This window comes from Vibrio sp. 10N.286.48.B8 (assembly GCF_003050085.1).
In the GTDB taxonomy this organism is placed as follows: domain Bacteria; phylum Pseudomonadota; class Gammaproteobacteria; order Enterobacterales; family Vibrionaceae; genus Vibrio; species Vibrio crassostreae.
Genome location: NZ_PIGD01000006.1, coordinates 145,410 through 157,210, shown reverse-complemented (window position 1 = coordinate 157,210; position 11,801 = coordinate 145,410). Strand labels below are relative to the sequence as shown.

At 43.7% G+C, this 11,801-nt stretch carries 12 protein-coding genes and 1 riboswitch; of the genes, 5 read left to right on the top strand and 7 right to left on the bottom strand.

Features of this window, described 5'->3' with window-relative positions; genetic code table 11:
• Positions 1 to 23 precede the first annotated feature (23 nt).
• A riboswitch (Lysine riboswitch) is annotated at positions 24 to 201 on the bottom strand.
• 364 nt (positions 202 to 565) lie between these two features.
• Entirely contained in the window at positions 566 to 976 is a 411-nt protein-coding gene (locus CWO08_RS09650; protein ID WP_102433210.1) for an H-NS family nucleoid-associated regulatory protein, read from the top strand.
• A gap of 194 nt (positions 977 to 1,170) precedes the next feature.
• Here CWO08_RS09650 and CWO08_RS09645 read toward each other — a convergent pair whose 3' ends face one another.
• Both CWO08_RS09645 and CWO08_RS09640 read right to left on the bottom strand, forming a co-directional pair.
• Positions 1,171 to 2,475: an inosine/guanosine kinase gene (locus CWO08_RS09645; RefSeq protein ID WP_102431572.1), complete on the bottom strand. Its 1,305-nt coding sequence runs from the start codon at positions 2,473 to 2,475 to the stop codon at positions 1,171 to 1,173.
• A gap of 102 nt (positions 2,476 to 2,577) precedes the next feature.
• Positions 2,578 to 2,847 carry a hypothetical protein gene (locus CWO08_RS09640; RefSeq protein ID WP_010439986.1) on the bottom strand — a complete coding sequence of 90 codons (270 nt, stop codon included), beginning with the start codon at positions 2,845 to 2,847 and terminating at the stop codon, positions 2,578 to 2,580.
• Positions 2,848 to 3,051: 204 nt separating this feature from the next.
• On the opposite strand from CWO08_RS09640, the gene mnmA reads away from it, so the two are divergent.
• From mnmA to purB, 3 genes are all read left to right on the top strand, one after another.
• A complete protein-coding gene (mnmA, locus tag CWO08_RS09635) occupies positions 3,052 to 4,188 on the top strand; it encodes a tRNA 2-thiouridine(34) synthase MnmA (RefSeq protein WP_017068076.1) in 1,137 nt (378 codons plus the stop codon).
• A gap of 43 nt (positions 4,189 to 4,231) precedes the next feature.
• Positions 4,232 to 4,849 (top strand): high frequency lysogenization protein HflD, encoded by a 618-nt coding sequence (hflD, locus tag CWO08_RS09630; RefSeq protein ID WP_009848813.1) that lies wholly within the window; start codon positions 4,232 to 4,234, stop codon positions 4,847 to 4,849.
• A gap of 143 nt (positions 4,850 to 4,992) precedes the next feature.
• Positions 4,993 to 6,363, top strand: coding sequence for an adenylosuccinate lyase (gene purB / locus CWO08_RS09625; RefSeq protein WP_017057059.1), 1,371 nt, complete (start codon positions 4,993 to 4,995; stop codon positions 6,361 to 6,363).
• Positions 6,364 to 6,656: 293 nt separating this feature from the next.
• On the opposite strand, the gene htpX is transcribed toward purB, so the two are convergent.
• Positions 6,657 to 7,520 (bottom strand): protease HtpX, encoded by an 864-nt coding sequence (gene htpX, locus CWO08_RS09620; protein WP_108020349.1) that lies wholly within the window; start codon positions 7,518 to 7,520, stop codon positions 6,657 to 6,659.
• A gap of 277 nt (positions 7,521 to 7,797) precedes the next feature.
• Between htpX and CWO08_RS23965 the strand changes: the two genes are divergently transcribed.
• Positions 7,798 to 7,965, top strand: a complete 168-nt coding sequence (locus CWO08_RS23965; RefSeq protein ID WP_017078977.1) for a hypothetical protein — start codon at positions 7,798 to 7,800, stop codon at positions 7,963 to 7,965.
• Between the two features lie 113 nt (positions 7,966 to 8,078).
• Here CWO08_RS23965 and bioD read toward each other — a convergent pair whose 3' ends face one another.
• Genes bioD through bioB form a run of 4 tightly spaced genes read right to left on the bottom strand, consistent with a single transcriptional unit; the run spans position 8,079 to position 11,765 of the window.
• Complete coding sequence (bioD, locus tag CWO08_RS09615) at positions 8,079 to 8,762, bottom strand: dethiobiotin synthase (RefSeq protein WP_048658306.1); 684 nt, start codon at positions 8,760 to 8,762, stop codon at positions 8,079 to 8,081.
• Positions 8,759 to 9,562, bottom strand: coding sequence for a malonyl-ACP O-methyltransferase BioC (bioC, locus tag CWO08_RS09610; RefSeq protein WP_102431573.1), 804 nt, complete (start codon positions 9,560 to 9,562; stop codon positions 8,759 to 8,761). The genes bioD and bioC overlap by 4 nt, the downstream gene beginning before the upstream one ends.
• Complete coding sequence (gene bioF / locus CWO08_RS09605) at positions 9,563 to 10,726, bottom strand: 8-amino-7-oxononanoate synthase (protein ID WP_102431574.1); 1,164 nt, start codon at positions 10,724 to 10,726, stop codon at positions 9,563 to 9,565.
• Entirely contained in the window at positions 10,713 to 11,765 is a 1,053-nt protein-coding gene (gene bioB, locus CWO08_RS09600; protein WP_048609384.1) for a biotin synthase BioB, read from the bottom strand. Before bioB ends, bioF begins: the two co-directional genes overlap by 14 nt.
• Positions 11,766 to 11,801: the final 36 nt, after the last annotated feature.

The following is an 11,801-nucleotide window of genomic DNA, read 5'->3' as shown; positions in this document are numbered from 1 at the left end:
AGGGAAGTGAACACTTCACCCAACCCTACAGTAGCGCTCCATAGTTTAAAATTAAGACTATGGCAGTGTTGTACCTATTGAGCACAACCCCAGCAAATTGCTTAGATATACAATTTACTTCGGCAATTACACCTTTCATTCCCGTTCATTGGCATCACCCCAACGGAAGTTACTTTTTATAATTGCACCTCTACGTGCGATAACATTATTAACCGTGCAAACCAGAGTTTAACAACAAATTAACCAATACCTCGCATCAGGTAGCCGCAATTGTACTCATCAAGAGCAACAATGCAACATATCATTCCGAGAAAAATAGCTTTTTGCTAATGAACTAATCAATAAGAGAATAGTCTACATAAGTTAACTACTCCACCAGTCACATATCAGTTTTTAAGATAATCTTAATAATTATTATAAATTCGATAGAAATACGGCTCTGAATTTTCAACTATTCATCTCACTTTTATATTTAAATATGTAATAGAAGAAATACTATTTGTTTTATTCCTAGGCTCTGTTTATTATTAGGAGGATTATTTAGTTTACCTTGATGGAAAATATCATGTCTGAATTAACAAAAACTCTATTAAATATCCGCAGCCTTCGTGCGTTCTCACGTGAATTAACTCTTGAGCAACTTGAAGAAGCGCTAGACAAGCTGACTATTGTTGTACAAGAGCGTCAAGAGTCTGAAGCTGAAGAGCGTGCTGCTAAAGCAGAGCAAGAAGCTAAGCTTTCTGCTATTGCTGAACAAATTGCAAAAGACGGAATTGATGTTGCAGATCTAATTGCAGCACTTTCTGGTGAAGCAAAATCTAAAACAACTAAAGCTAAACGCGCTCCTCGCCCTGCGAAATACAAATATGTAGACGGAAATGGCGATGAGAAGACTTGGACAGGTCAAGGTCGTACGCCTTCAGCTATCCAAGAACAGCTAGATGCTGGTAAATCTCTAGAAGAGTTTGCAATCTAAACATTTAGTTTACTTAGTGAGTAATCAATTACACGCTAAGCAATAGAATTAATATTTTAGTCGACCAAAGTATTATTTACGGCTTCAATATATTCAGAAACAAAAAAGGCTCCTTTCGGAGCCTTTTTTATATTTGTACTATCAGTATTAGAAACTAACTGATACTGATAGTACTACTGATTAAAGAAAGTAACTTATCTTTCCCAGTACGCTTCTTCTAGGCTATCTTCTCTTTCAGGAAGACCACGAGATAAACGTGGAGAGTGTTGAACCAACACTTCATAGCTAGCACGGTTTGAATATTTACAAACTTGTGAGAAAGAAGAATAGGTCAAAAATGAATGTTGGTGCTTACTTGAGTTTGGCACGTTTTCTTTGTGGTACTTATTCGCAGCCATATCATGTAATAAAGCCGATAAAGCAGCATCACCTGCACCATTGGTATTTTTGATTTTTTCCGGACCACCCATGTATGGCGCAATATGCGAATACACTTTGGTTGGGTTTTCACATAAATCTTTATGCGCAGGACGGCTAAATTCAAAACGGTTGAACTCTGCGATTGAACCTGGAAGTAAAGGCAGTGACGTTTCACGTTTAGCTGCATCTTCCGTGTAACCCGCCATGAATAGGCCAACAGGTCCCGCGGTACATAGAACAAGGTCTACCCACTCTAACGCTTTATCTGAAGCAGCAAGCGGATCACTCTCGCCTGTCAATGCTTCAGCTTCATCTTCATTCATTGCAACAACAGTTACGTGTTGCTCAAGGAAATCTTTCCAGAATTCTGGATCATCTTGAATAACAAATTTAGTACCAAGGGTTAAAACAACAGGCACATCGTATTTCTTCGCGTATTCGATCGCTTTCATTGTTGCTTCAGGCATAGGGTCACCTGGCTTACAACGAACTAAATAAGCCGTTAAAACTAAAGCAGAAGCACTTTTGAAGATCTTTTCAGGAATGCTTTCTGGTTTTAATTGGTTCATTTGTCCTTCGCTAATTGCGAAAGTACGTTCACCGTCTTCTGTAATTAATGCAAAGCAGCGACCAATTGCGCCATCTACCCCTTGTAAATGGTTCAGATCCATTCTGCTTGATGTATTACATAAATAGCGGTAACCGTAGCTACCAATCTTAATATCTTGGCTCATTACACCCAGTAGAGTAGAACGGTCATCCGCTAGCACTGAATAGTTGTGTAATGTGTTACCAATTGTGCCACCAGCGTATTCATTGGTAATCAGGCTCTGTTCTTTTAATTCTTGATATAAAGATTCAGCGGCTGCGTCACCAATAACCAGTGAATGTCCCTTGCTCAAACCATACTTCTCAATAAGTTCAGAACTCACCTTTGCTTCAATATCCACCAATGTTTGGTCAATACCGATAATATGAGTGCGTGACATTCTTTTACTGCTTTGAGCTTGGCTCACTAGAGGATCACGAGCGTGAACCGGAAAGTAGTGCTTTGATTTACGTTGTCCAGGGAATTTCATAGGGCTAGTCTAAGTCAAGGGGAAATAGGTGGCGGATTCTACCGCGCTATATTTAACGCGGCAATCTTTCAAACTATAGCAAACGTTTGCTGAAGGTTTTTTTTATTCGCCTTCCATAAAGCTCAGATCAGGCAGCATACCCAAATGCTCTGCGTAACGTTTTTGATTGAACTCCGCGCCGTTTTTCATAACGTCAAAGACTTCAATTGCCAGTGCACATGCCATAGCCGCAATTGCCTCTTCACGAGGAGTACCAGTCATCATTAAACGCATCAGCGTCTCTTTAACTTTTACAGGTTCGCCATCTTCAAGCTGGTTTTCGATAATCTCAATCAGCTCTTCTTCTTGCATAAATTCATTTTGTTCAGACATTTTTTTATCTCAGGTCTTGGATTTCGAGCGACTATGCCACATATACTTCTGACATCCTAGCGACTCACCTCGCTCTCATGCGATTCTCTAACAAAGTCAGCGCACTATTTGTGCAAATGAAACTGTGATTCCGGTCTCGGATCTGTCACGGCGTTTCTCTTTCTGTTAGAATCTGCGACCAAGTAATAGTAACGGTGTTTAGACATGTCAGATATCAGCTCTGGAAACAGCGAAAAGAAAGTAATTGTCGGTATGTCCGGCGGTGTAGATTCGTCAGTATCGGCGTATCTTCTTCAGCAACAAGGCTATCAGGTAGAAGGCCTTTTCATGAAAAACTGGGAAGAAGATGATAACGAAGAATACTGCACGGCAGCTGAAGACCTTGCTGATGCTCAAGCGGTATGTGACAAACTAGGCATCCACCTACACACGATCAACTTTGCTGCGGAATACTGGGACAATGTATTCGAGTACTTCCTTGAAGAGTACAAAGCGGGTCGTACACCGAACCCTGATATCCTTTGTAACAAAGAAATCAAGTTCAAAGCATTCTTAGAGTTTGCGGATGAAGTGCTAGACGCAGACTATATTGCGATGGGTCACTACGTTCGTCGTACTTTCCCAACTCAAGAAGAGCTTGATGCTGGCGTAAAACCAGAAATGCTACGTGGTCTAGACAGCAACAAAGACCAAAGCTACTTCCTATACACGCTAAGCTCAGATCAAGTGGCACGCAGCCTATTCCCTGTCGGTGAATTAGAAAAGCCAGAAGTGCGACGTATTGCTGAAGAGCAAGACTTGATCACAGCGAAGAAGAAAGATTCTACAGGCATCTGCTTTATCGGTGAGCGTAAGTTCACTGAATTCCTAGGCAAATACCTACCAGCACAACCGGGTAACATCGAAACACCTGAAGGCCAAGTGATTGGTCAACACCAAGGTTTGATGTACCACACGCTAGGTCAGCGCAAAGGCCTTCATATCGGTGGCACTAAAGGTGGCGGCGGTAATGAAGAACCATGGTTTGTTGGTGAAAAAGATCTCAAGCGTAATGTTTTGATCGCAGTACAAGGTAAAGACCACCCTCTTTTGAAATCAGAAGGTTTGATCGCTTCTCAGCTTCATTGGGTAAATCGCACACCAATTACTGAAGTTATGACATGCACGGTAAAAACACGTTACCGTCAGACTGATATTCCTTGTACAATCATCCCAATTGATGATGAGAACATTAAGGTTATTTTTGATGAACCACAGATTGCTGTGACCCCAGGTCAATCGGCAGTGTTCTACCTAGACGAAGTATGTCTTGGTGGCGGTATCATCGAAAAACGCATCTAACTAATCGAACGACAAACGATAGAAGACAACTAGGAGTTACTACGTGGCTAATACACTTTATGACCGTACTATTGCTTTCGCCGGAATTTGCCAAGCTGTGGCTTTGGTTCAACAAGTAGCGAAAGACGGCCATTGTGATAAAGATGCCTTCGAAGCTTCACTCAGTGCTATTTTAAATACCAACCCGGCGAACACCGTTGGCGTATTTGGACGTGAAGCGAACCTAAAGCTTGGCCTTGAGTGCTTAGTAAAAGGTATCGATAGTACTCCAGCTGGTAGCGATATTACTCGTTACATTATCAGCTTGATGGCTCTTGAGCGTAAGCTATCTTCTCGCAACGACTCTATGTCTCAGCTTGGTGACCGCATTCAAACTGCAGAGCGCCAAACTGAACACTTTGATCTGTTTGACGAGCAAATGATCAGCAACCTTGCGAGCATCTACCTTGATGTTGTGAGCCCAATAGGCCCTCGTATTCAGGTTTCTGGCACACCAGCTGTACTTCAACAAACCTCGAGCCAACATAAGGTTCGCGCACTGCTTCTATCAGGGATTCGAAGCGCTGTGTTATGGCGCCAGGTTGGTGGTAAACGCCGCCACCTTATCTTCGGTCGCAAGAAGATGATCGAGCAGGCTCAAATCCTACTAGCTCGAATGTAATTTATTAGCTCGCGCCTTGTCGCGAGCTTGTTTTTTGTATCAACACAACTCTCACGCAAACGATTGCGCAATGTGCGTGACAATTGAGATTGTTACTGGTATAAACCTCTCAAAATTTAGAAAACTCAATTCAGGAGAACACCATGGAACTGTCAGCATTGACTGCTGTTTCACCAGTAGACGGCCGTTACGGAAGTAAGACTATTGCATTACGCAGCATCTTTAGTGAGTTTGGACTACTAAAGTACCGCTCTATCGTTGAAATTCGTTGGTTACAAAAGCTTGCAGCTACTGATGCAATCAAGGAAGTACCAGCGTTCAGTGCAGAAGCTAACCAGTTTCTTGATGAACTAGCCGCTAACTTCAGCGAAGAAGACGCTCTGCGTATCAAAGAGATCGAGCGCACGACAAACCACGACGTAAAAGCGGTTGAGTACTTCTTGAAAGAGAAAGTTGCGGGCGTTCCTGAGCTTCACGCAGTTAACGAATTCATTCACTTTGCATGTACTTCTGAAGACATCAACAACACATCTCACGCGCTTATGCTTAAAGAAGCTCGTGACACAGTGATTCTTCCAGAAATTCGTAACGTAATTGATGCTATCAAAGCACTTGCGAACGAGTACCGTGACATTCCTCTTCTTTCTCGTACACACGGTCAGCCAGCTTCTCCTTCTACTATGGGGAAAGAGATGGCTAACGTTGCGTACCGTATGGAACGTCAATACAAGCAAATCGAAAGCGTTGAGATCCTAGCGAAAATCAACGGCGCGGTAGGTAACTACAACGCACACCTTTCTGCATACCCAGAAGTTGAATGGCACCAGTTCTCTGAAGAGTTCATCACTGAATCTCTTGGCGTAACTTGGAACCCGTACACAACTCAAATCGAACCTCACGATTACATCGCTGAGCTATTCGACGCGGTTGCTCGTTTCAACACGATTCTTCTAGACTTCGACCGTGACGTTTGGGGCTACATTGCTCTTGGTCACTTCAAGCAGAAGACTATTGCTGGCGAAATCGGTTCTTCTACAATGCCGCATAAAGTTAACCCAATTGACTTCGAAAACTCTGAAGGCAACCTTGGTCTAGCTAACGCAGTATTTAGCCACCTTGCACAAAAACTTCCAGTTTCTCGCTGGCAACGTGACCTAACTGACTCTACAGTTCTTCGTAACCTAGGTGTTGGTGTTGGCTACGCAATAATTGCATACACTTCAACTCTGAAAGGTATTAGCAAGCTAGAAGTTAACCGTGAAGCACTACTTGCTGAACTAGACAAAAACTGGGAAGTTCTTGCTGAACCAGTACAAACAGTAATGCGTCGTTACGGCATCGAGAAGCCATACGAGAAGCTAAAAGAGCTAACTCGTGGTAAGCGTGTAGATGGCGAAGGCATGCGTGCATTCATCGACGGTCTTGAAATCCCTGCAGACGAGAAAGTTCGCCTGAAAGAGATGACTCCAGCAAACTACATCGGTCAAGCAATCGAGCTAACTGACAAGCTGTAAGATTCGAATTTCGAATCGCAGAATAGACTAAGGCTTCCCATGTGGAAGCCTTTTTATTGCGCGGAATTAAATCTATCGACACAAGAATCGTAAACATAAGAACACCAATTCTCCTCCAATTGATCTACTCGCCCCCTGCTTATTCAATTTAATCACCTAACGACAACTACACCTCGTATCTCATACTTCATGTCTCAACACTTGTTATCTTAAGCGCCAAGATCAAAAAAGGCCTCCCGAAGGAAGCCTTTAGATTTATCTTTTCGACTAGCGATGGCTAATCATATTAGAAATTACATGTTACGCAGAGACGCAATACGCTTATCTAGTGGCGGATGGCTCATTAATAGCTCAGTAAGAGACTTCTTACCGTTAATACCAAACGCCATCATAGAACCTTCTAATTGCGGCTCGTGGCTCACTTTTAGACGTTCTAGCGCTGCAATCATCTTATCTTTACCTACCAAGTGCGCAGCACCTGCATCAGCATGGAACTCACGATGGCGGCTATACCACATCGTAATGAAGCTCGCTAGGAAACCAAATACCAATTCCAGCACCATAGACACACCGAAGTACACCATCATGTTGCTGCCACCCTCTTCTTCGTTGTCATTCGACGCAACAATGTTGGCGATGAAACGAGATAGGAAGATAACGAACGTGTTCACAACACCCTGCATTAGAGTCATTGTCACCATGTCGCCGTTCGCGATATGGCTAACTTCATGAGCCAATACCGCTTCAGCTTCATCACGCGTCATGTTGTGCAGCAGGCCTGTTGATACTGCGACCAATGAATCGTCACGCTTAGCGCCTGTCGCGAATGCGTTGATGTCTGGCGAGTCGTAGATCGCCACTGTTGGCATACCAATACCAACCTGTTGAGATTGACGGCTTACCGTCTCCATCAACCAATGTTCTGTTTCGTTGCGCGGGCTTTCAATGACCATGCCGCCTACAGAGCGTAGCGCCATTTTCTTTGACATCATTAATGAAATGAATGAGCCGCCAACACCAAATACCGCAGCCATCACCAATAAGCCTGAGAGGCTACCGGGTTGCATACCTGTGACTGCGTATACAATATTAAGAACAACACTTAGAACCAATACAACCGCTAGGTTGGTTGCAAGGAACAACATTACTCGCTTCATTACTTATCTCCGCATGAAAGCTGTTTTTATAAAACTTATTGTTATAGACAAGGTAGACAGCAATAGATTCCAACCTTGAAGACTTATACTTACTTATACATATAGTCTTAGATTAAGAAAACAAGGTTAAGCATTAAATTGCAACATTTGATTACGAGACCATATCCGAATTAAATCTAATCTATTAGACCTAAGTCGTATGGTGTCGATATAACAATCCGTTTACAGTGACTTCAGATGATTTATTGGCTAGTCCATGTACAAAAAGGGAAGAATCATGGTTGAAGGTACTAACACTCAAATGGCTATCGATTTACTGTGCTGTCACCTAGGGATTACTGAAGAAGAAGCGAAAAAGCAGATCGGAATCCTAACACCGCAAACTGCACAGACAAAGATAACAGAAACACAGCAAGCTTTAATGGGACTGACAAAAGAACATTAATCCCAAGCTTTCTATTAAAAGACCGGTTGTTTATCAACTTAAGATCTAAAGGCTTAAAATAGCAAAAGGGCTGCAATCGCAGCCCTTTTCTTATTTAGTACATAAGGTGATAATTAAAGCGCAAGCAAAGGCTGCACATCAATGTACTTACCAATGTTCTTAGACTTCGCTTTTGGTACGTAAGGGATTTCACCTAACTTTGGCGCACCTAGCTTATCTTCAAGCATCGCAATAATATCTGCGTAGTGCTCAGTACCCGGATTGATACGGTTTGCGACCCAACCGACTAGGTTTAGGCCATCAGCACGAATCGCTTCTGCCGTTAATAGAGCGTGGCTCAAACAACCAAGCTTAATACCCACAGTAAGTACTACTGGCAACTGCTCTTTTTTAACCCAGCTAGACAAATATTCATCATCTGAAACCGGTACACGCCAGCCACCAGCACCTTCAACTAACACGATGTCAGAATTTTGCTTATGCTGTTCTAGCTTCGCTGATAATACCGCTTCATCAATTACAACACCGTCATGTTTAGCAGCGATGTGAGGCGATGACGGTAACAATAGCGCATACGGGTTGACGTCTTCGTAAGCAATATCTTGCGTCGCTGCTTCTTGAAGATGCAGAGCATCACTATTACGTAAACCTTCAGGGGATTTCTCACTCCCTGCTGCAACTGGCTTGTAACCAATTGTTGATAGATCTTGTGCGGCCAAAGCTTGAAGAATCGCTTTTGAAACCACAGTTTTTCCCACTTCGGTATCCGTACCTGCAATAAATAATGCATCAATCATAATTGAATAACCCCTAAACAAACTTGATATGTTGCTGGCAAGAAACCTTGATGGTTTTTAAACTCTCGATATTCCCGTTCAACAAGCTGCAACATGCGACGACTTGTTAAACCTTGTGAGCGACCACTTACGTGATTAGCGCCAATACCTTTAAGGTCGCGCATCAGTTCAAACGCAGTGTCGTACCAAACGGTGATGGTGGGCAAGTCTAGTTGATGAGCTGTACAGCTAGATTGCGCTAACGCAATTTTTACCTGATTGATTGTAATAAAATGGTTAACGTGTTGATGTGAGTCAATTTTAGACCACGACTTTTTCAACTCAAACAGTGACCCATCAAGCAAAGTTGAGAAAATAACACGCCCACCAGCGGCAGCAACACGCTTCATTTCTCTCAAAGGCGACGATAAATCGTCACACCATTGCAACGCAAGGCTTGAAAAAACGATGTCAAAAGACCCATCTTCAAACGGTAATTGTTCGGCATCAGCTTGTTGATATAGACAAACACTTGCGCCACAGCGCTGTTCTGCTTTTTGCAGCATTCCATCAGAAAGATCAGCGCATACCACTTCAGCACCGCGTTTCACCATCTGTTCGGAGAAATAGCCAGTCCCACAACCTAAATCGAGCACCTTTAACCCTGAGAGGTCGCTCGGTAACTTATCCAATAGCCGGTGACCAACATCGCGCTGAAACTCAGCGTGTTTATCATAGGTTGTTGCTGCTTTACCGAAAGCTTCGGCAATCGCACTTTTATCTTGGCCTATGTAATCATGCACTACTGCTTCTTGTGACATTTACTGAGCCTCATTATTTAGCTCTATTGCTTTAAGCAACGAGCTGGTTAACTGAAGAATCTGTTTCTGACTGTGGTTAGCCGTTAGCGTGATTCGTAATCGAGCGGTTCCGGCTGGAACGGTTGGCGGCCTTATTGCGGTCACCCAAACTTGGTTTTGCTTTAACTCTTCAGCTATAGATAATGCAGCCTGAGCTTCACCTATCACAAATGGCTTAATTGGAGTCTGAGTATCAACAAAGCCTTTCACGCCATTCAGCTGCTCTGCATAAAGAGCCCCTAACTCGGTTAGCTTCTCGCGACGCCACTCTTGTGTTTGAATCATCTGACACGCATGAGACAAAGCCACTGCTTGTGAAGGTGGCATTGCCGTCGAATACACATGATGACGAGCGAACTGAGTTAAGTAATCACCCACTTCTGATGAACAAAGAATCGCAGCTCCAGAAAGACCAAAGGCTTTACCAAAAGTCACAATTAAGATATCAGGCGTTATTTGTGCCGCGTTACAGCTCCCCGCCCCTTTATCACCTAGTACGCCAATACCGTGGGCATCATCAACCGCTAGCCAACTGTCGTATTGATTGGTCAGGCGAGATATTTGATTGAGAGGAGCTTGGTCGCCGTCCATGCTGAACACGCCTTCCGTCACAACTAAGGATTGTGGAGAACGGCTCAGTAGCGACTCTAGATGTTGCGTATCGTTATGCTTAAAACGTTTCATTGTTGCAGGAGAAAGCATCCCCGCCTCCATCAAAGAAGCGTGGTTAAGTTTGTCTTGCAACAGTGAGTCGTCTTTCTCAAGAAGAGAGAACAACAAGGCTTGATTGGCGCTGAAACCAGAGCTAAAGAGAATGGCACGTTCAAAGCCCAACCATTCACACAGTTGAGCCTCTAAATTTCGATGAGCAGGACTAAAGCCTGTAACCAATGGCGACGCCGCACTTCCAGCTCCATATTGTGAAAGACCCGTTTGCCATGCATCCACCAGTTCAGGATCGTTCGCCAAGCCTAAATAATCATTACTCGAAAAATTGATGAAACTAGAACCTTCGCTATTCAGCAAAGGTCCATTGCTGTTTTCGAGCACCTTGAGTTGGCGAGTCAACCCTTGCTCATGGCGATGAACAAGGGCTTCTTTAATGCGAGCTTTAAACAGTGGCATCGTAGAACATGTCATCTTTAGTTGGACGAGCCGCAACGCGCTCCACCACTTGATCTAACAGTTCGTTTTCTTGAATTTCGTCTGGCTTTTGAGCCACTTCTTGGCTGTTGATACCCAGCTTCTTAAACAACTGCATATCCGTGTCTTCATCAGGGTTTGGCGTCGTCAGTAGCTTACAACCGTAGAAGATAGAGTTCGCACCCGCCATGAAACACATCGCTTGCATCTGTTCGTTCATGTTCTCACGGCCTGCAGATAAGCGAACCGCAGACATAGGCATCATAATACGTGCAATTGCAATCAGCTTGATGAAGTCGAAAGACTCGACATCATCGACGTTTTCCATCGGTGTGCCTTTCACTTTTACAAGCATGTTGATTGGTACACTTTCAGGGTGTACTGGAAGGTTCGCCAGTTCTACAAGAAGGCCTGCGCGGTCATTGGTGCTTTCGCCCATACCGATGATGCCACCAGAACAGATCTTCATTCCGGCATCACGCACGTGAGATAGCGTATCTAAACGATCTTGGTAAGTACGAGTGGTAATAATGCTGCCGTAAAACTCTGGAGACGTATCAAGGTTATGGTTGTAGTAGTCCAAACCTGCGTCGGCTAGCTCACCTGCTTGATCCGGCGTTAACATGCCCAGGGTCATACAGGTTTCTAGACCCATGCCTTTCACACCTTTGATCATGTCAGTTAGGTGAGGCATATCGCGTTCTTTCGGGTTTTTCCATGCAGCGCCCATACAAAAACGAGTTGAGCCCGCATTCTTGGCTTTTTGCGCTGCATCCAAAACACGCTCAACTTCCATTAAGCGTTCTTTGTCGACATCCGTTCGGTAGTGAGCACTTTGAGGGCAGTACTTACAATCTTCAGGACAAGCACCTGTCTTTATCGACAAAAGCGTACTCACCTGCACGTGGTTGTGCTCTTGGTACTGTCTATGAACGACTTGAGCTTCAAACATTAAATCCATAAACGGTTTTTCAAGCAGCGCTGTTACTTCAGCAACTGTCCAGTCATGACGAACTTCCACGTGTCGATCCTTTTTTTTATTTTTTTGATGTTACAA